This is a genomic window from Salinimicrobium aquimaris, assembly GCF_035607535.1.
Taxonomy (GTDB): Bacteria; Bacteroidota; Bacteroidia; order Flavobacteriales; family Flavobacteriaceae; genus Salinimicrobium.
The window spans coordinates 50,666-70,397 of record NZ_JAYDZX010000014.1 but is presented as its reverse complement, the minus strand read 5'-3'; the positions used below and the strand labels follow the sequence as shown (position 1 = coordinate 70,397).

Genomic DNA, 19,732 nt, shown 5'->3' with positions numbered 1-19,732 from the left:
GGACAGGATGGCCATGATCGTGGAGCCAAAGTAGTGGCCACAGGTTATGCCGATGTTGGTTTTGATGTGGATATAGGCCCATTATTCCAAACCCCTGCAGAAGCTGCAAAACAGGCAGTCGAGAACGACGTACACATCCTTGGAGTTTCTTCCCTTGCTGCAGGCCACAAGACCCTGGTGCCACAGGTGATAGAGGAGCTAAAAAAGTATGGGCGTGAAGACATCATGGTGATCGTGGGTGGGGTGATCCCCTCCCAGGACTACCAGTTCCTCTTCGATGCCGGAGCAGTAGCGATATTTGGGCCGGGAACCAAAATAAGTGATGCAGCTATACAGTTGCTGGAGATACTTATTGATTAAGGTTTAAGGTTAGGCTTAAGATTTAAGGTTCGAAGTTTAAAGTGTAAAGGAAAAAAATCAAATTACAAGCACCAAATTCCAATACCAGATATTTAAACAAGTATAATAATATGAAGTTCAAATAAAACATAAAACTCTTGGCTCTTGGTTCTTGGCTCTTGGCTCTTATAAAGATCTCAATTCTAACTTCTCACTTCTAAAATCTAACTTCTAAAAAATGGATTACACACAAAAAATGCTTCGAGACGATGCTCTAAAAGGTAAAACAATAGTTGTTACCGGTGGTGGCAGCGGACTGGGAAAAGCAATGACAAAGTACTTTCTCGAATTAGGAGCCCGGGTGGCCATAACCTCAAGAAACCTGGAAAAACTTCAGAATACTGCCAAAGAACTGGAAGAAGAGACCGGCGGTAAATGTTTACCCCTGCAGTGTGATGTTAGACACTACGAGCAGGTGGAGAATATGTTGAAACAAACGGTTGAAAAATTCGGTGCTGTCGATATTCTGCTCAACAATGCTGCAGGGAACTTTATTTCTCCCACAGAACGCCTAAGTGCAAACGCGTTTGACACCATTATAGATATTGTCCTAAAAGGAAGTAAAAACTGCACCCTCGCCTTTGGAAAACACTGGATCGACAAAGGTGAAGAGAACAAAACAGTTTTGAATATTGTGACGACCTATGCCTGGACAGGTTCGGCATATGTTGTTCCGAGTGCTACAGCAAAAGCCGGAGTTCTTGCCATGACCAGATCTTTGGCTGTGGAATGGGCCAAATACGGCATCCGCATGAATGCCATCGCCCCCGGACCATTCCCGACAAAAGGAGCCTGGGATAGACTATTGCCGGGAGACCTGAAAGAAAAATTCGATCTCGCTAAAAAAGTACCCCTAAAGCGCGTGGGAGAACATCAGGAACTGGCTAACCTCGCTGCTTATTTAGTGTCCGATTTTTCGGCTTATGTCAACGGAGAAGTAATTACAATTGATGGCGGAGAGTGGCTTAAAGGAGCCGGACAATTTAATTTACTGGAAGCAATTCCGGAAGAAATGTGGGATCAACTGGAGGCAATGATCAAAGCTAAAAAAGGAAATTAGCTGCTGCATAAGCAACGGCATAATGTTTGTTGGTAAAATTTTAACTCTTTTACTAACTAATCAATACCAAAATGAAAAAAATCCTAACTCTTTTTATCTTCACTTCACTTTTGATTTCTTGCGGAAGTAGTCAGCCAAGGCAGGCTCCAGACCCGTCCCAGCCATTTACGGTTTATGAAAACATTGATGTTCAGGCCGTTTACCAAACTATGCCGAAAGGAATGTTCATTAGAAGATTGAGTGGACCCAGAGAAATGTATAAGGTCTCTGTTCCGTTAGAAGACGGCAAACGCTACAGGGTGACCATTAGAGTTCCCAATTATAGCTCCTCAAATGTAAAGGAAGCCGAGATTATTGCATATACCCAGTTATAATTACAACTCCTCATCATACAAACCGGCTATAGTACATTGTGTTACAGCCGGTTTTTTTCTGAACAAGCTGTTAACAAAAGAATTTTATATACCTGCAATAAATTGTATTTTTACCCTTTAAATCCAAAATACTTGAATGGGTAAAATTATTGCCATTGCAAATCAAAAAGGAGGCGTAGGTAAGACTACAACTTCAGTCAACCTGGCGGCATCCTTGGGGGTGCTGGAAAAAAAAGTTTTGCTCATCGATGCCGACCCCCAGGCAAACGCCACTTCAGGCTTAGGAATAGATGTTGAATCGGTAGAGCTTGGAACTTATCAGTTACTGGAGCACTCTATCAAGGCTGAAGAAGCTGTTATAAAAACCGATTCCCCTAATCTGGACATCATACCTGCCCACATTGACCTGGTTGCTATTGAGATCGAGCTTGTGGATCAGGATGAGAGGGAATACATGCTTAAGAAAGCAATAGGGCATCTTAGGGAGCAATATGACTATGTGATCATAGATTGTGCACCATCCCTCGGGCTTTTGACTCTTAATGCTCTTACAGCAGCCGATTCTGTGATTATTCCTATTCAGTGTGAATATTTCGCTCTTGAAGGATTAGGTAAACTTCTTAACACGATCAAGAGTGTTCAGAAAATACACAATTCCAAACTGGATATAGAAGGATTGCTGCTCACCATGTATGATTCCCGCCTACGACTATCAAATCAGGTTGTGGAGGAAGTGCAAAAGCATTTCGATGAAATGGTATTTAAAACAATCATTCAGCGAAATGTGCGTTTAAGTGAAGCCCCCAGTTATGGGGAAAGTATTATTAATTATGATGCCGGCAGTAAGGGAGCAAGTAATTACCTAAGCCTGGCGCACGAGATCATAAAGAAAAACTCATAATTAGAAGATGGCTAAGGCGACGAAGAAACAGGCGTTGGGAAGAGGACTTTCGGCATTGCTGAAAGATCCTCAGAATGATATTAAATCGGCCGAAGACAAGAATGCAGATAAGCTGGTAGGACACATCGTGGAACTGGAACTGAGTTCCATCGAGGTAAACCCTTTTCAGCCAAGAACTAGCTTCAACGAGGAATCACTTCGGGAGCTGGCTTCTTCTATACGGGAGCTTGGTGTTATTCAGCCAATCACGGTCCGTAAACTTGATTATAACCAGTATCAACTGGTATCGGGAGAAAGAAGATTCAGAGCTTCAAAGCTCGTAGGTCTCGAGACCATTCCGGCGTATATTCGAATTGCCAACGACCAGGAATCCCTGGAAATGGCCCTTGTTGAGAATATCCAAAGACAGGATCTTGATCCAATTGAGATCTCCCTGTCATACCAAAGACTAATAGACGAGATCAATCTCACTCAGGAGCAACTTAGTGAACGAGTAGGTAAGAACAGATCTACAATAGCAAATTACCTTAGGCTTCTTAAACTCGATCCTATCATTCAGACGGGAATGAGAGATGGCTTTTTAAGCATGGGACATGGCCGGGCCCTTATCAACATTGAGGACGGTCAAACTCAGCTGGAGATATATGAGAAGATCCTTGCCAACTCATTATCGGTACGGGAAACAGAAAAACTGGTAAGGGAGCTGCAGGAAGGAAAACCTGAGCCCAAACCCGCTGCTTCAGCGCCAACAGTTTCAAGGGATATTAAAAAGAGTATTAAAGAATTCTCGGACAGGCTTGGAGCTAAGGTCGATGTAAAGGTTTCAAAAAAAGGAACCGGAAAAGTAATTATTCCTTTTACTTCCCAGGAAGATCTAAACCGAATAAAAAAGATCATACAGGGTGAAGAGTAGTTACCTCATAGGAGCCCTGACTTTCTTTCTCATTTCCATGCAACTCTCTGCACAGGAGGATTCCCTCTTAGTAGATCCACAGTTGGTCATTGAAGAACCGGCCTACAAGCCTTATGACCCTCTTTCTCCTGCCCGTGCCGCTTTTTACTCGGCTGTACTCCCCGGTTTGGGACAGGCCTATAACGGCAAATACTGGAAGATCCCAATCGTCTATACCGCCCTGGGAGTAGGGGTGTATTTCTATTTTGAAAATGACCGGCAGTATGACCGTTATCGCGATGCATACAAAAGCAGACTGGCAGGAAATACTAACGACGAATTTTACAATGAGAATGGGCAGCCAAGAGTTTCTACAAGCGGCCTTATAGAAGCACAACGTTTCTACCAGCGCAATAAAGAAGTCTCAATCATGGTGACCCTGGGATTATACGCGCTCAATATCATTGATGCCAATGTAGATGCCCACCTTCAACAGTTCAACGTGAGTGAAGATCTTTCACTCAAGCCTAACCTGGATTATGACCGCTTTTCAGGAACTACAGGTTATGGTCTTACATTAAATTATAATTTCTAATGAAAATAGCTCTTTTAGGTTACGGAAAAATGGGTAAGACCATTGAAAGATTAGCTGTGGATCGTGGCCATGAGATTGTTTTAAAAGTCACTGAAGATATCGAAAAGGCAGATTTGCAACAGGCCGATGTGGCAATCGATTTTAGTGTGCCCGATGCGGCTTTTAACAATATTACTACTTGTTTTAAAAAGCAGGTTCCGGTAGTCTCGGGAACTACAGGATGGTTAAAGAAATATGATGAGGCCATAGAAAGCTGTAAAAAGAATGATGCTGCTTTTATTTATGCTTCCAACTTTAGCCTTGGAGTAAACCTCTTCTTCGAATTGAACCGCAACCTGGCTAAGCTTATGAACAAATTTCCGGAGTACAAGGTTTCACTTGAGGAGATACACCACACCCAAAAGCTGGATGCGCCAAGTGGAACTGCAATTACTTTAGCTGAGCAGATCATAGAAAATTCTTCTAAAACAGGATGGAAGCTGGAAAAGGCAGAAGAAAACGAAATTCCTGTCACAGCAAAGAGAATCGAGAATGTTCCCGGTACGCACACCATCTCATATGACTCTAAAGTTGATACCATCAAAATTGAACATATTGCACATTCCCGCGACGGATTTGCCCTTGGAGCGATCATCGCAGCCGAATGGCTTCAGAATAAAAAGGGAGTATACAGCATGAAAGATGTGTTATTCGATGTAACCGAATAACAAATCTGAATACTAATACATAAACTAAGCTCATGACATTTACAAATTGGATCCTGTTCGTTGTTATTATTCAGCTAATCCATTTTGCAGGAACCTGGAGACTCTATAAAAAAGCCGGACGACAGGCCTGGGAAGCCGCAATTCCCGTATATAATGCAGTAATATTGATGAAGATCATCAATCGTCCCTGGTGGTGGGTTCTTCTACTGTTCATACCCATTGTCAATCTAATCATGTTCCCTGTTATCTGGGTTGAGACAGTGCGGAGTTTTGGCCGCACTTCTACAACAGATACTATCCTGGCAGTGGTCACGTGTGGCTTGTATATCTATTATATCAATTATGTCACCGATGTAAAATACAGGGAGAACAGAAGTCTGCAACCCGGTAGTGCGGCAGGAGAATGGATAAGTTCAATTTTGTTTGCCATTGTTGCTGCAACAATAGTGCATACATACATCATGCAGCCGTTCACGATACCAACCTCCTCTCTTGAAAAGACCCTTTTAGTGGGAGATTATCTTTTTGTAAGCAAGTTCCACTATGGTGCCCGCACTCCTATTACTTCTGTAGCTTTTCCTATGGTTCACGACACTATTCCCGTTCTGGGGATAAAGTCTTATTGGAACAGGCCCCACATTCCCTATTTTAGAGTACCGGGATTTCAGGATGTAGATCGTAATGATATTGTGGTTTTTAACTGGCCTGTAGACACGGTCCGCAAATTCAGGGATACATCGGGAGAGCGATACGACAAGCCGGTGGACAAAAAATCCAACTACGTAAAAAGAGCTGTAGGATTGCCGGGAGACTCTCTTGAGATCATTGATGGTCGCGTTCATATTAACAACCAGCCGCTACAGTTGCCAGATCGTGCAAAACCTCAATATTCCTATACAGGTACTACAAAAGGTCAGGGTTTCGATCCCTATACCCTGTACAAGATGTATGACATCACAGACGCCTTCTATCACGACCCAAATACGAATCAGTTCTACATACAATCCCTTACTGAAGAAAATTACCAAAGGCTAAAGAACCACCCGAATGTAGCTTCTATTGAAAGGATGACCAGTCCGGAAGGGGAGCGGGAAGCTGCGATATTTCCAAATAACAGAAGGTTTGACTGGAACCGCGATTTCATGGGACCCATCTACATTCCTGAAGAAGGTGCAACGGTAGAGATCACTCCTGAAAGTGTTGGATTCTACCGACAGGTCATCGAAGTCTATGAAGGCCTGGAAATGGACAGGGAAAGAAAACTGACTGTAGAAGGTGATCAAGTATTACTGAACGCAGAGCCTTTAAATTCTTACACCTTTGAGCAGGATTACTATTTCATGATGGGTGATAACAGACATAATAGTGAAGATAGTCGCTATTGGGGTTATGTCCCTGAAAATCACATAGTGGGAAAACCCGTATTCATCTGGCTAAGCCTGGATCCAAATGCATCAGGCTTTAGCAAGATAAGATGGGAGCGTATGTTCACTACAGTAGGTGGGCAGGGAGAACCGGTATCTTACCTACCGTACTTTCTTGTAGTTCTGGTGGGACTTTTCGGATATAGTTTCTTCAGAAAAAAGAAGGCTAAATAAACACATTTTTGGATGGATAAGATCCTGTTACATCCCACGTACTTTGGACCTGTTTCCCAGTTTGTAGCAATGCTAAAGGCCAAAGAAGTTGTTTTTGAGAATGAAGACAATTATCAAAAGCAGACCTACCGCAACCGCATGTACATTTATGGAGCTAATGGTAAATTACTGCTGAACATTCCCATAAAACACACAGGTAATAAATCTGGTCACCAAAAGTACAGGGATATAAGAATAGAAAACGATTTTCCATGGCAGAAACAACACTGGAAGTCCCTGGAGAATGTTTACCGCACCTCTCCTTTCTTCGAATTTTACGAAGATGAGTTTTTTCCGCTGTACCATCAGAACTTCGAATTCCTGATGGATTTCAATTACCACACTTTAGAACTGGTACTGGAATGTTTACAGACTGACATACCTTTTACAAAGACTTCCGAATTCATTCTGGAACCTAAAGGAATGCTTAACGGCAGAACTCTGGTTGAGGCCAAGAACAGAAAGCCTAAACAGCTGGAGACTTACCCACAGGTGTTTCAGGAAAAATTCGGATTCTTAAATGACCTGAGTATTGTAGATCTCATCTTCAACGAAGGTCCAAACGCCGTGAATTACCTCCAACAACAGGAGTTATCACTCTTTTAACCTTAGCGTGGCCGTGATCGGAAAGTGATCTGAATAGGGCACTTCATGATTTGAAAAGGTGAGAATCTGCAATGCCTCTCCAGACAGAATAAAATCAATTCGCATTGGAAGGAAGCCAAACAATTCAAACGTCTTTCCAAAACCGTTACCTGCTTCTTTGTAGGCGTCATTAAAGCCAATATCCTTAAGCTCCCTGTAAATATAGGAGTAGGCCGTATTATTAAAATCCCCAAGAATAACCGCAGGATGGGGACTGCTAAGAACAAGGTCCTTCACCAGCTGCATTTGCCGCTGCTGTCTTACGAAGGTCTGCCCCATTCCCAGAAATACTCTTTTAGAATGCTCTTTTTCGATGTTCTCCAGTGTCGGTTTTACTCCAAAAGACTGGAAGTGGACATTGACGATCCTAACAGTATCTCCGTTTTTCACGACATCTGCAAAGACGGCATTGTTATTACTATGGGTAGGAAAATCAAGGGAACCGGATTTGATAATAGGAAACCTTGAGAAAATAGCCAGACCAAATTCTGCATTTTTCTCCTTCAAATGAATGAACTTGTGAGGAAAGCTGTTCGCAATATCCAACTCGCCCTTATAGTACTCCTGTATAGCAACCACATCTGCATCCTCGTCCTTGATAAACCCGGCGATCTTTTGCGGAATATCAATATCTTCGGCCCAGCCATATTGATTGAACTGCCGCACGTTGTATGTGAGAACTTCCAGGACATTATCGGGATTGAGCTCTTCCTCTTCCGATGAAATTTCGTAAACTGAAGTCACATGATTGAAGCCTATCAAAAGAACCACCAGGGAAAGCAGTGCTTGTTTGCGTAACCTGAAAAGCCAAAAGACCATGCAAATGAGATTGACCACAATAAGAAAAGGCACTCCGAGGCTAAAAACTGAGAGTAAAGCGAAACTGCTTGGAGGAATATAAGGTAGTAAATAGGCAAACAGCAGGGCTATTGCAAAAAGAATGTTGAGCAGGAACAGGAACCTATCAAACCAGCTGAGTCCTTTCATCAATTGTCTTTACCTGCGTTGAACAAAAAGTCCTTTTCCTGCTTTGTAAGACTATCATAGCCACTCTTACTGATTTTATCAAGGATCGCATCGATCTTTTCCTGTTCTTCTTTCTTATTCCGAACCTGAGAACTAAATCCCGTACCGGTAGTACCTGTACTCCTTCTTCTGTGAACTGTCTTCAGGTTACTCCTTTTAGGCGAAGATGGACTTGAAGAGAACAAAGAACCTATCCAGTCCAGCATTTTCTCAAAACCAGATGCAATGTTGTTTCCTTTACCTAACTGGGTAGCATAAAGATAACCAAATCCCGCTCCACCAAGGTGAGCGAGGTGGCCTCCGGGATTCGAGATTGGAATCTGAATGATATCGATGATCACCAGGAAAGCGGCTATCCACCACAGCTTAATACTCCCAAGAAGGATAAGCCTTACCCTCATATGAGGGATATGAGTTGCAATCCCTACAAGAATGGACATTACTGCTGCCGATGCTCCAATAAGATAAGACCTGCCCATTCCCTGGAATGCAGGAAACAGATTATAACTCGCCATATAAACCAACGCCCCGAATATACCTCCCAAAAAGTAGAAATTCAGCATCTTCTTTGGAGAGAAATAGTTGAGAAAATAGATTCCCGAGAAATACAGGATCAACATATTGGATAGCAAATGCCAAAGGCCGGCATGTAAAAAAACATAGGTGATAATTGACCATGGCTTAAAAAGGTATTCTCCCGGTTCCTTAGGAAATACGAGCCATTCCAACACAAAGTCCGATTCAAAATTGAAGAGGAAAGCTAAAGTTTTAAAAAAGAAGAAAAGCACAAAAGCAGCAACATTGATAGCGATGAGCTTTTCGCTCATAGTAGCCATCCCAATCTTTGCTCTTATGTTGTCACTTCTTCTCATTAATCCCAGCGGTTTTGGTTAAACTGGTTCTTTTTCCAGTACCACATCATAATAAATCCAAACAAAGCTCCTCCCACGTGTGCAAAGTGGGCGATCCCTCCACCAAATATAGAATATCCCGTGAATCCTGAAAAGAGATCTATAGCAATTAATGCAGGAATAAAGAACTTTGCTTTTATAGGTATTGGCACAAATAACAGGAATAGTTCCACATTAGGAAACATCATTCCAAACGCCACCAGGATCCCATATATTGCACCCGATGCTCCTACAGCGGGGGTATTATATGAGGTAAAGAACTCCCTCAACATATCCTGTGAAACCGAGTTGAGAATTGCCGTGTTATATTCGCCGGTTTCCAGCAGGGTTTGTATTGCCCCGGGTTCCATTCCGGCTTCAATGAGCTCTGTAAATCCGCTTTGGAAATGATAGTAATTTACAAGGCTGTGAATAATAGCAGCCCCTATTCCTGCCGAAAAATAGAAGAACAGAAATCTGTTCTTTCCCAGCACCTGTTCTATGGGACTACCAAAAGCCCATAGCGCATACATATTAAACAGAATGTGAAAAATACTATTGGGATCGTGCATGAACATATGGGTGATCACCTGCCAAAATCCGAAATTCTCATTTTTGATAAACCATAGTGAAAACAGCTCATAAGCTTGCGGCCCCAAAACCTGGCTCCCTATATATACAATTACGTTTATGATTAAAAGAACCTTTACGGTTTCGGTCATTCTTCCCATCTACATGAATTTTTTATCTAATTCGTCTACAGTTAAGGTAATAAATATAGGCTTATTATATGGGGAAAGACTTGATTCCTTACACGCAAATAAGCTGTTGACAATATTCTGCTGGTCTGCTGGACCAAGGACAGTTCCCGACTTTACAGCCATGCCCTTCGCGAGAGATTTTGACAGTGTGTCTATTTGGGAAAAACCGGCTCCGGGGACGTCATTCTCAAGGTCCGACAGTAGCTGCTCCAGCAAAATTGCCACTTCACTTTCAGAAATTAAAGTAGGTATTCCGGTAATTTCTACGGAATCCTTTTTTATTTCGGAAAATATAAAACCCGTATGTTCCAGGGACTCCCTTATCTCCTTTAAATGCTCTATCTCATTGGTTGAAAACCTAAGCTGAAGCGGAAATAACAACTGCTGACTTACAGCTGAAGTTACTGTAATGTTCTTCAATAGCTCTTCATACAGAATACGAGTATGGGCCCTTTGCTGATCGATGACCAGGATCCCGCTTTTGAGAGTGGTAATTATGTACTTTTTGTTAAGCTGAAAGGTGGTACTACCTGCCTCTTTTTCATCACTGAACCCAAAGAGATTTCCAGTGACCTCGTCACTCTCGAATTCCACCTGGTTCATCCCGGAACTTTCCAGTTCCTGTCCGCCCAACCCATTGTAGAGACTTTCCCAGCTGTTCCCGGATGTTCTTTCTTTTCTGAAGGTAGAGGAGTTTCCGCCTCCTCCAGATGTTTCATTCTGAAAAGGATTAAAATTGGGATCAACCTCCACTTTTGGCGGAGTCACACCCTTCTGTGAAAATTCATAAGGGGTATCAAGAGTGGAGTCCCGGTCAAAATCGAGCACGGGAGCAACATTAAATTGCCCGAGACTGTGCTTGATAGAACTGCGCAGGATGGTATACAGCGCATGTTCATCATCAAATTTTATTTCAGTCTTTGTGGGATGAATATTAATATCAATGCTTTTTGGATCTACATCCAGGAACAAAAAATAACTGGGATAGGCCTTATCTTTTAAAAGTCCTTCAAAAGCGGCACTTACCGCATGATTGAGATATGGGCTTTTAATGAACCTGTCATTGACAAAAAAGAACTGCTCTCCCCTGCCCTTTTTAGCAAACTCCGGTTTGCCAACATACCCATGGATCTTCACTATAGCCGTGTCTTCCTCTACAGGAACCAGCTTTTCATTAGTCTTTCCTCCAAAGATATTTACAATACGCTGCCTGTAATTGGCTTCAGGAAGCTGAAACAATTCACTCCCATTATGAAAAAGGGAAAATTGAATTGACGGGTGAGCCAATGCTACCCTTTGAAACTCATCGATGATATGTCGCAATTCTACCGTATCGCTTTTCAGGAAATTACGGCGTGCAGGAATATTGTAGAACAGGTTCTTGACACAAATAGTAGTCCCTACAGGAGTAACACAAACTTCCTGTGATACCACTTCACTGCCCTCTATCTTAATACAAGTCCCCACTTCGTCATCCTCTTGCCGGGTTTTTAGCTCTACGTGCGCGATAGCGGCAATAGAGGCCAGTGCCTCTCCCCGGAAACCTTTGGTCTTTAAGCTAAAAAGGTCTTCGGCTGAATTGATCTTTGAAGTTGCATGCCGCTCGAAACAGAGTCGGGCATCGGTAGTGCTCATTCCTTTTCCGTTATCGGTCACCTGGATGAGCGTTTTTCCTGCTTCTTTTACTAAGATCTTTATGTTTGTCCCACCGGCATCAATGGAGTTCTCCAGCAATTCCTTAATTACGGAAGCCGGCCTCTGTACCACCTCACCTGCTGCTATTTGATTGGCAACATGGTCTGGCAGGAGATGAATAACATCTGTCATTTACTGCGGATTGCTAAAAATGGATAAATCAAAATCTATAAACCACAGAAAAATAAGGACAAGTATTGCAATGATAACAAGAACAGTTTTGTTTATCTCGCGATTTCCACGATGACGGCTGCTTTCGCGTGCCTCTTTCCATTGGCTTCCAAAATCGATCGCATTGGTCGCCTCCCGGTATTTATTGAACTTGTTCTGAAAATTATAGACATTTCCGGTGTCCTTCCCTTTGTAATAACGCGGCGTATAATTATACCGGTTATTCTTCTTCTTTGCTGATAGGATATTTAGTTTAAGCATGACTGTCCTTTATTTTCCCGGAAATCTCAAAAATACTCAAATTGCTCAGAAATTCCGAAGTTTAGGTGAGCAAACTCACCAGCACAAAAACAGTGCCTTTTAAAAGAAGAACTAAATTCGGGAGTCTTTGCGAAGCTGGGCCATCTTGATGGCAGCAACAGCAGCCTCTGCACCTTTGTTCCCGTGTTTCCCGCCGGAACGGTCAATAGCCTGTTGCATATTTTGATCTGTAAGCACACAAAAGATCACAGGGATATCGTTCTGCACGTTCAGGTCTTTGATGCCCTGAGATACTGCCTCGCATACAAAATTAAAATGCTTTGTTTCCCCTTCTATCACGCTTCCTATAGCAATAATAGCATCAAGCATATCATAGGATTCCTGCATCTTCTTGCACCCGTAGATCAACTCAAAACTTCCCGGGACATTCCAGCGTACGATCTTTCTCTCCAGCACATCATTCTCCAAAAGCACTTTTATGGCACCCTGGCAAAGACTTTCTGTGATATTGTCGTTCCATTCAGAAACAACGATCCCAAACCTGAATTCCTTCGCGTTTGGGATCGTATTCTTATCGTATTCTGAAAGATTTTTTCCTTCTGTTGCCATACTTGTTTATTGCATTGCCTGCGCCTGTCCCAGGTACACCGCCACACGGTTTGCCTCAACTGAATCTGGATATTCATTCTGGATCCTGTTAAGATACTCCTCGGCAGTAGCTCCATCTCCTAATTTGATAGCTGTGACTGCAGCTTTCATAAGAAACTTGGGAGTAGTGAAGTTATTGTCCCTCATCTTTGCAGCCTCTTCGTAATATCCAAGAGCTTCTTCCGGCTGGTCGAGCTGAAGAAAAGCGTCTCCGATTCCACCTTTTGCCAGGGGAGCGAGAATTTGGTCATCACTTTCGAAGTCATCAAGAGCTTCGATTGCCTGCTGGTATTGATTTGTATTTAAGTAAGCCATTCCTGCATAATAGTGAGCAAGGTTTCCGGCTTTGGTAGAACCGTAGTTCTCAATAATATCTTCAAATCCATATTTTCCCTGTCCCCCTGTTAAAGCCAGGTTATACAGAGAATCACTTTGAGCTCCCGAAGCTTGCAAAGCATTGTCGAAGTACTGCTGAGCCATGAACATTTCATTGGCAGCTTCAGCCTCTTTTGGCTCCTGTATGAATTCCTCGTAAGCAAGATATCCAAGGATCACTGCAGCAGCAACACCAATAATAATAAAAATGTACTTCTGGTTTCGGGCAACCCATTCTTCGGTCTTACTCGCCCCTTCATCAAGAGTGTTAAATACTTCGGCAGTTGTTGATTGTTCCTCAACAGCAGCATCCTGTTCTTCCTTGCTTCTGGGCTTATATCCTCTTTTCTTGTAAGTAGCCATAAATAAACGTTAATTGAAGCGCAAAAATAGAATATTTCTTTAAAATTAAAAGGGAATTAAATTGTTTATTTATGCTAATTTGCGATGCTCAAAGGCCGGTTCACGGCTTCTTCTTATGATGCTGAATAACAGTTTTTTATGTTTCTTAAAAACCTTTCCTTACTCAATTACAAGAATTTTGCCTCGACAGAATTTGAATTTGATCGCAAGATCAATTGTATGGTAGGAAATAACGGAATTGGGAAAACCAATGTCCTCGACAGCATTTATCACCTCTCCTTTGGAAAAAGTTATTTCAACCCTATTACCAGTCAAAATATAAAACACGAGGCAGACTTCTTTGTGATAGATGGCATTTTTGAGAAGAATGAACGGGAAGAACAGATCATTGTTAGCGCCAAACGCGGACAGAAAAAGGTCATCAAACGGAATAACAAACCCTATGAAAAGTTCAGTGAACACATAGGTTTTATTCCCACCGTGATCATCTCTCCTGCCGATCGTGACCTTATTATCGAAGGCAGTGAAACCCGCCGGAAATTTATTGATGGCGTCATCTCTCAAAGCGACAATAAATACCTCAACAGTTTAATTGACTACAGCAAGATCCTGGCGCAGCGCAATTCCCTGCTAAAATATTTTGCAGCAAACAACAGCTTTGACCGCGACACTCTATCTGTTTACGATATGCAGCTGGAAGAATTAGGAAATATCCTGTTCCGTAAACGCAAAGCTTTCCTGGAAACTTTTATTCCCATATTTCAAAAGCGGTATACAACAATAAGTAATGGCCGGGAAGAGGTCTCCATAAGTTATAAAAGTCAGCTGGACGAGGGTGATTTTAAGACTCAGTTGGAAGAGAATCTACAAAAGGATATGGCTCTGCAGTACACCGGAGTGGGAACGCATAAGGATGATCTCGTCTTTGAAATTGAAGAACATCCCATAAAAAAATTCGGTTCCCAGGGGCAGCAAAAATCTTTTTTGATCGCTTTGAAGCTGGCCCAGTTCGATTTCATGAAGGAATTGAGTAAAGTCTCTCCTATCCTGCTAATGGATGACATCTTTGACAAACTGGATGAGCATAGAGTAGCTCATATTGTAGATCTTGTTGCTACAGATGAGCTGGGACAACTTTTTATTAGCGACACCCATGGAGATCGTACTGAAAAAGTGGTTAAAAGCACCGGACAAACCTATAAAATGTTTTACCTGTGAAAAAGGTCTTTTTTTTACTCTTTTTAGGCACCCTGTTGCAGTCCTGCGCCAGTGATACTTCCCGTGAAAAGATCGACAACCTCAACGGCTACTGGGAGATCACCAAAGCAGAACTTCCGGAAGGTATCATTAAAGAGTTTAAGTTCTCAGAGCTGGTAGACTACATCAAAGTAGACAGCACTGCCGGTTTCCGTAAAAAAGTACGTCCACAACTGGACGGCAACTTTATAGCTTCAGAAGATGTGGAGATCTTTGAAGTTAAAGTTGAAAATGACAGTATTAATTTGTACTATTCAACTCCCTACACAAACTGGAAGGAAACTGTTATTTCTTCCGAAGAAAATGAACTGGTGGTCCTTAATCAGGATGGGATCATCTACACCTACAAACGTTTTACCCCATATTCAGGAAATTATGGCCAAGAGGATCAATGATCACATAAGCATAAGCGAAGCATTAAATGAATTTGTTAGCCACAACAAGTTGCAAAAAGGGCTGGACAAGGTGCACGTGCGCGATGTGTGGAACAGCCAGATGGGCCCTGCCATTGAAAAATACACTACTTCGATCAAGCTTGACCGAGATACACTTTACGTGCAGTTAAGTTCCTCCGTCCTAAGAGAAGAATTGAGCTACGGCAAAGAAAAGATCGTGAAAATGCTCAACGAGGAACTGGGAAGAGACTTGATCAAAAAGCTAATACTGCGATAGCATAAGGCCTAAGGTTTAAGGTTTAAGGTTTAAGGTTTAAGGTTTAAGGTTTAAGGTTTAAGGTTTAAGGTTTAAGGTTTAAGGTTCAAGATTCAAGATTCAAGGTTCAAGATTCAAGATTCAAAATTTAAGATTCAGGATTTTTAATTACATTTCTAAACTTTCAATTCAAGATTGTTAGCTTCATTTTCAAATCTTCAAATTTCCACATCTTCAAATTTCCACATCTTCAAATTTCCACATCTTCAAATCTCCACATCTTCAAATTCTTTTCTGAAATTTCGTGCTTGTAATTTGAAATTTCTAAACTTCTGTCCTACAAAAAAAGGACCTCCAATTCCCTTTTCAAAAAGGTCATTTTTAAGTATCTTATTAGAAACCAACATTTTAAATAAAAATGGTTACCAAACAAGAAATGATCGAGCGACAACTCAAAGGTCGGGGCATTTCAGATCCCGGGGTGCTCAAGGCCATGGAGGAAGTCGATCGCAGCCTCTTTGTTCCCGAAGATCAGCAGGATAAAGCATATGAAGATAGACCGCTGCCAATAGGAAAGAACCAGACTATTAGTCAGCCATATATAGTCGCTTATATGGCCGAACAGCTACAGCTGCAAAAGGAAGAAAAAGTACTGGAGGTAGGTACCGGCTGCGGATATAATGCCGCTGTCATTTCCCGACTCGTAAAGCATGTCTATAGTGTAGAGATCATCGAATGGCTGGCAGAGCTAGCTAAACAAAATCTCGCAAAAACAGATTATGTAAATATCACAACCAAACACCGGGATGGATATGCAGGCTGGCAGGAGTTCTCTCCTTACGATGCTATTATCCTTACAGCTGCACCCTCCTCTATTCCCAAACCTTTAAAGGATCAACTAAAGATAGGCGGTCGAATTCTGGCACCGGTGGGTCGTATGAATCAGCAGTTGGTTATGCTTTACAAAACAGGAGAAGAAGAATTTGAAGAAAAAACTCTACTCCCGGTACGGTTCGTACCTATGACAGGCCGGGCAGATAAAGGCGGCAGCTACGGAAGATGAAAACAAAAAAACCACCCAAAAAGGTGGTTCTTTGAACTTATTTAAGAAGAGGTTTTAGAACATCTCTCTTCCGGCGAAATGGAAAGCACCTTCAATTTGTGCATTCTCATCACTATCACTTCCATGTACGGCATTTTCACCTACAGAAGCAGCATATTTCTTTCTAATGGTCCCTTCGGCAGCATCTTCAGGATTTGTAGCCCCAATCAGGGTTCTGAAATCTTCAACAGCGTTCTCTTTTTCAAGAATAGCGGCAACGATTGGCCCGCGGCTCATGAATTCAACCAGCTCTCCGTAAAATGGACGCTCACTGTGCACTTCGTAAAATTTTTCAGCATCACGACGTGTCATTTGAGTAAGTTTCATTGCAACAATTCTGAAACCGGAAGCGGTGATCTGCTCTAAAATAGCGCCAATGTGTCCTTTTTCAACTGCATCGGGCTTAATCATGGTGAAAGTTCTATTTCCTGCCATTTCTTCAATTTTTAATTTGGCTGCAAAAATAGACAAAACAAACCCATATACAAGGTGCTTAGGCTTTTATTCGTTCTAACGGAAAGAAAGCCCTTCAAAAATGACATTTTTGGAACTTGATCCAGGGCTTTTTACATCTTTAAATATTCGGTATCTTCGCCCTCTATGACAAACGAAGATATTTCGCGTGTAAAGGAGTTGCTTGGAGGCAAGAGGAAAATAGTTATTGTTCCCCATAAAGGTCCCGATGGGGACGCCATGGGTTCTACCTTAGCACTTAAGATTTTACTCGAGGGACAGGGACATTACGTACAGCTTATTGCTCCAAATGACTATCCCGATTTTCTAAAATGGATGCCTTACCAGGACGAGGTTTTAGTCTATGAAAAGGACACTAAAAAAGGAAATGAACACATAGCTGCAGCAGATGTGATCTTTACCCTCGACTTCAACCACCTCTCCCGTGCAGGAGAAATGTATGAACCCCTTAAGGAATCTAAGGCTGCTTTTATTATGATCGATCATCACCAGCAGCCCGATGACTATGCCGAGGTCACCTATAGTGATGTGACCATGTGCTCCACCTGCCAAATGGTCTACCACTTTATTGAAAATATAGGTTTAGCTGAACATATCACTCCGCAGATCGCGACCTGCCTCTACACCGGGATCATGACCGATACCGGCTCCTTTAGGTACCGCTCTACCACCAGTCTTACTCATCGTGTGATTGCCGACCTTATTGAAAAAGGTGCCGATAATACTTCTATTCATGAGAATGTATTTGACACCAGTTCCTACGGGCAGCTGCAGTTACTGGGTTGTGCGCTTCAGAATTTAAAAGTAGTGGAAGGACTTCGCACCGCTTACATCACTCTTTCCCAGGAAGAACTCGACAGGCATAACTTTAAAAAGGGAGACACAGAAGGTTTTGTGAATTATGGCCTTTCTTTGCAAGGGATTGTATTTGCCGCAATTTTTATTGAAAATGCAGCCGATAAAATTGTAAAGATCTCCCTTAGATCAAAGGGAACTTTCTCTGTCAATGATTTTGCCCGAAAGTACTTTGACGGGGGCGGTCATATCAACGCCGCAGGAGGTAAAAGTGATCTCTCTCTGCAAGAGACAGTTGATAAATTTATTAGTATCTTGCCCTCCTACAAAACGAATCTGGCGCTATGAAGATAAAATTTTTAATGCTACTTGCCGGACTACTCCTTTTTTCCTGCAAGTCGCCCGAAGCAAGAAGGCCGGTAACGCAAAAATCGGGTTCCTACATCAATGAAGCCGTAGAACGAAACCGCGCCATTGTAGCCGAAGAAGAAGCCCGAATTCAGAAGATCATCGAAAACGATTCCACCAGAGAATACATCTCCTCTCCCAACGGTTTCTGGTATTACTATAACACAAAGGACACTACCTCAACTAAAACCCCGGAATTTGGTGACGTAGTGGAGTTCGATTACAACATCAAATCCCTGGGTGGAGAAAACATATATAGCGATGAAGACATCGCGCCCCGCACCTATGCCATTGACCAGGAAGAGCTGTTTAGCGGATTAAGGCAGGGGTTGAAACTTATGAAAGAAGGTGAGACAGTCACTTTTCTTTTTCCGTCGCATAAGGCCTTCGGGTATTATGGAGATAAGAACAGAATAGGTTCGGATGTTCCGGTGATCTCTACCGTGACACTTATAGACATTTCAGAAGCATCTGAACCTGAACAGGAGAATAACAACTAAAACAATCAATTACGAAATGAAGAAAATCAGTTTTTTGCTTTTATGCAGTATTTTATTTGCCTTTACTGCCTGTAATGAAGAATATCCCGAACTTGAAGACGGGATGTATGTGGAATTCAACACCAACAAAGGGCCTTTTGTTGCAGAACTTTATTACCAGGCTACACCAATGACAGTAGCCAGTTTTGTCTCTCTTGCTGAAGGTGAAAGCACCATGGCCGAAGAGCAGTTCCGCGATAAGCCTTTTTATGACGGACTTGTTTTTCACAGGGTGATAGGAGATTTCATGATCCAGGGAGGTGACCCACAGGGAACCGGAAGCGGAGGCCCGGGGTACAAGTTCCCTAACGAGATCGTTGATACCCTTACCCATGATTCTGCAGGAATACTTTCAATGGCAAACTCCGGTCCTAATACCAATGGAAGCCAGTTCTTCATTACCCTTAAGGAAACTCCATGGCTTAATGGAATGCACACTGTATTTGGAGAAGTGGTAAAAGGAATGGACGTGGTAAATGCTATCGGAAATGTGGAAACCGATCCAGGTGACCGTCCTGTCGAAGAAGTTGTAATGCAGGAAGTGAAGATCATTCGCAAAGGAAAAGAAGCAAAGAACTTCAATGCTACCGAAGTACTTTCTCAAAAGCTTCAGGATTTCAAAGCCGAAGCTGAAGCAAAACAAAAAGAAATGGAAGAAAAGCGCACTACTAATGCACAGCGTTATGAGGAGCTAAAAGCCGAAGCTAAAGAACTGGAAAGTGGCTTGCAGTATACCGTTCTTGAAGAGGGTGAAGGGCCACAGCCAAAACAGGGAGATACTGTGATGGTGAACTACAAAGGATATTTAAGCACCGGTGAACTTTTTGACACCAATATTGAGCAGGTAGCCGAAGAAGCAGGCATGGTCAATGAGAGAAGAAAACAAATGGGCGGTTATGCTCCAATGCCGATGCTTTACAGCAAAGATGCACCTATGATCCCCGGATTCAAGGAAGGAGTACAACAGCTACAGGTTGGAGACAAAGCAGTCATTTTCATTCCTGCCCACCTGGGTTATGGAGAGCGTGGTGCACCACCGGTAATTCCTCCGTCTGCCGACCTTATATTTGAGGTAGAGCTTATGAATATTAAGGAATAAATAAAAA

Annotated in this window: 24 protein-coding genes; 16 read left to right on the top strand and 8 right to left on the bottom strand. The window is 42.4% G+C overall.

Features of this window, described 5'->3' with window-relative positions:
- From VR862_RS13255 to VR862_RS13215, 9 genes are all read left to right on the top strand, one after another.
- Nucleotides 1-360: cobalamin-dependent protein (locus tag VR862_RS13255; RefSeq protein WP_324721471.1), on the top strand; the 360-nt coding region annotated here is incomplete at its 5' end.
- Between the two features lie 217 nt (nt 361-577).
- On the top strand, nt 578-1,459 hold the full coding sequence (locus VR862_RS13250; RefSeq protein WP_324721470.1) for an SDR family oxidoreductase: 882 nt from the start codon (nt 578-580) through the stop codon (nt 1,457-1,459).
- 71 nt (nt 1,460-1,530) lie between these two features.
- Nucleotides 1,531-1,833 carry a hypothetical protein gene (locus VR862_RS13245; protein WP_324721469.1) on the top strand — a complete coding sequence of 101 codons (303 nt, stop codon included), beginning with the start codon at nt 1,531-1,533 and terminating at the stop codon, nt 1,831-1,833.
- A gap of 136 nt (nt 1,834-1,969) precedes the next feature.
- Nucleotides 1,970-2,734 carry a ParA family protein gene (locus VR862_RS13240; protein WP_324721467.1) on the top strand — a complete coding sequence of 255 codons (765 nt, stop codon included), beginning with the start codon at nt 1,970-1,972 and terminating at the stop codon, nt 2,732-2,734.
- A 7-nt stretch (nt 2,735-2,741) separates the two neighbouring features.
- Nucleotides 2,742-3,647 (top strand): ParB/RepB/Spo0J family partition protein, encoded by a 906-nt coding sequence (locus tag VR862_RS13235; protein ID WP_324721466.1) that lies wholly within the window; start codon nt 2,742-2,744, stop codon nt 3,645-3,647.
- Nucleotides 3,637-4,221 carry a DUF5683 domain-containing protein gene (locus tag VR862_RS13230; RefSeq protein WP_324721465.1) on the top strand — a complete coding sequence of 195 codons (585 nt, stop codon included), beginning with the start codon at nt 3,637-3,639 and terminating at the stop codon, nt 4,219-4,221. Before VR862_RS13235 ends, VR862_RS13230 begins: the two co-directional genes overlap by 11 nt.
- Nucleotides 4,221-4,928, top strand: coding sequence for a 4-hydroxy-tetrahydrodipicolinate reductase (dapB, locus tag VR862_RS13225; protein ID WP_324721464.1), 708 nt, complete (start codon nt 4,221-4,223; stop codon nt 4,926-4,928). The genes VR862_RS13230 and dapB overlap by 1 nt, the downstream gene beginning before the upstream one ends.
- Before the next feature lie 32 nt (nt 4,929-4,960).
- The gene (lepB, locus tag VR862_RS13220) at nt 4,961-6,526 is read left to right on the top strand and encodes a signal peptidase I (RefSeq protein ID WP_324721462.1); all 1,566 of its coding nucleotides are present in this window, start codon (nt 4,961-4,963) and stop codon (nt 6,524-6,526) included.
- 12 nt (nt 6,527-6,538) lie between these two features.
- Nucleotides 6,539-7,171, top strand: a complete 633-nt coding sequence (locus tag VR862_RS13215; protein WP_324721461.1) for a WbqC family protein — start codon at nt 6,539-6,541, stop codon at nt 7,169-7,171.
- On the opposite strand, the gene VR862_RS13210 is transcribed toward VR862_RS13215, so the two are convergent.
- The 7 genes from VR862_RS13210 to VR862_RS13180 form a co-directional block, all read right to left on the bottom strand.
- Complete coding sequence (locus tag VR862_RS13210) at nt 7,160-8,197, bottom strand: endonuclease/exonuclease/phosphatase family protein (RefSeq protein WP_324721460.1); 1,038 nt, start codon at nt 8,195-8,197, stop codon at nt 7,160-7,162. The genes VR862_RS13215 and VR862_RS13210 overlap by 12 nt on opposite strands.
- The gene (locus VR862_RS13205; protein ID WP_324721459.1) at nt 8,197-9,108 is read right to left on the bottom strand and encodes a rhomboid family intramembrane serine protease; all 912 of its coding nucleotides are present in this window, start codon (nt 9,106-9,108) and stop codon (nt 8,197-8,199) included. Before VR862_RS13205 ends, VR862_RS13210 begins: the two co-directional genes overlap by 1 nt.
- Nucleotides 9,108-9,857 carry a rhomboid family intramembrane serine protease gene (locus VR862_RS13200; protein ID WP_324721458.1) on the bottom strand — a complete coding sequence of 250 codons (750 nt, stop codon included), beginning with the start codon at nt 9,855-9,857 and terminating at the stop codon, nt 9,108-9,110. The genes VR862_RS13205 and VR862_RS13200 overlap by 1 nt, the downstream gene beginning before the upstream one ends.
- Nucleotides 9,858-11,714, bottom strand: a complete 1,857-nt coding sequence (gene mutL, locus VR862_RS13195) for a DNA mismatch repair endonuclease MutL (RefSeq protein WP_324721457.1) — start codon at nt 11,712-11,714, stop codon at nt 9,858-9,860.
- Entirely contained in the window at nt 11,715-12,014 is a 300-nt protein-coding gene (locus VR862_RS13190; protein WP_324721456.1) for a hypothetical protein, read from the bottom strand. It abuts the gene before it with no gap.
- Nucleotides 12,015-12,125: 111 nt separating this feature from the next.
- Nucleotides 12,126-12,623, bottom strand: a complete 498-nt coding sequence (ribH, locus tag VR862_RS13185; protein ID WP_324721454.1) for a 6,7-dimethyl-8-ribityllumazine synthase — start codon at nt 12,621-12,623, stop codon at nt 12,126-12,128.
- Between the two features lie 6 nt (nt 12,624-12,629).
- Nucleotides 12,630-13,400: a tetratricopeptide repeat protein gene (locus VR862_RS13180; RefSeq protein ID WP_324721453.1), complete on the bottom strand. Its 771-nt coding sequence runs from the start codon at nt 13,398-13,400 to the stop codon at nt 12,630-12,632.
- A 138-nt stretch (nt 13,401-13,538) separates the two neighbouring features.
- Here VR862_RS13180 and recF point away from each other — a divergent pair, with 138 nt between their 5' ends.
- The 4 genes from recF (at nt 13,539) to VR862_RS13160 (ending at nt 16,371) form a co-directional block, all read left to right on the top strand.
- Nucleotides 13,539-14,618 (top strand): DNA replication/repair protein RecF, encoded by a 1,080-nt coding sequence (gene recF / locus VR862_RS13175; RefSeq protein ID WP_324721452.1) that lies wholly within the window; start codon nt 13,539-13,541, stop codon nt 14,616-14,618.
- Nucleotides 14,615-15,052, top strand: coding sequence for a lipocalin family protein (locus VR862_RS13170; RefSeq protein ID WP_324721451.1), 438 nt, complete (start codon nt 14,615-14,617; stop codon nt 15,050-15,052). The genes recF and VR862_RS13170 overlap by 4 nt, the downstream gene beginning before the upstream one ends.
- Nucleotides 15,033-15,329, top strand: a complete 297-nt coding sequence (locus tag VR862_RS13165; RefSeq protein WP_324721450.1) for a DciA family protein — start codon at nt 15,033-15,035, stop codon at nt 15,327-15,329. The genes VR862_RS13170 and VR862_RS13165 overlap by 20 nt, the downstream gene beginning before the upstream one ends.
- A 397-nt stretch (nt 15,330-15,726) precedes the next feature.
- Nucleotides 15,727-16,371: a protein-L-isoaspartate(D-aspartate) O-methyltransferase gene (locus tag VR862_RS13160; protein WP_324721449.1), complete on the top strand. Its 645-nt coding sequence runs from the start codon at nt 15,727-15,729 to the stop codon at nt 16,369-16,371.
- A gap of 54 nt (nt 16,372-16,425) precedes the next feature.
- Here VR862_RS13160 and VR862_RS13155 read toward each other — a convergent pair whose 3' ends face one another.
- Entirely contained in the window at nt 16,426-16,845 is a 420-nt protein-coding gene (locus VR862_RS13155; RefSeq protein WP_265163058.1) for a nucleoside-diphosphate kinase, read from the bottom strand.
- Between the two features lie 165 nt (nt 16,846-17,010).
- On the opposite strand from VR862_RS13155, the gene VR862_RS13150 reads away from it, so the two are divergent.
- The 3 genes from VR862_RS13150 to VR862_RS13140 are packed head-to-tail and all read left to right on the top strand — an operon-like array spanning nt 17,011 to nt 19,725.
- A complete protein-coding gene (locus VR862_RS13150; protein WP_324721447.1) occupies nt 17,011-18,027 on the top strand; it encodes a DHH family phosphoesterase in 1,017 nt (338 codons plus the stop codon).
- Nucleotides 18,024-18,587 carry a gliding motility-associated peptidyl-prolyl isomerase GldI gene (gldI, locus tag VR862_RS13145; RefSeq protein ID WP_324721446.1) on the top strand — a complete coding sequence of 188 codons (564 nt, stop codon included), beginning with the start codon at nt 18,024-18,026 and terminating at the stop codon, nt 18,585-18,587. Before VR862_RS13150 ends, gldI begins: the two co-directional genes overlap by 4 nt.
- A 16-nt stretch (nt 18,588-18,603) precedes the next feature.
- Nucleotides 18,604-19,725 carry a peptidylprolyl isomerase gene (locus VR862_RS13140; RefSeq protein WP_324721445.1) on the top strand — a complete coding sequence of 374 codons (1,122 nt, stop codon included), beginning with the start codon at nt 18,604-18,606 and terminating at the stop codon, nt 19,723-19,725.
- The last annotated feature ends 7 nt before the right edge of the window (nt 19,726-19,732 follow it).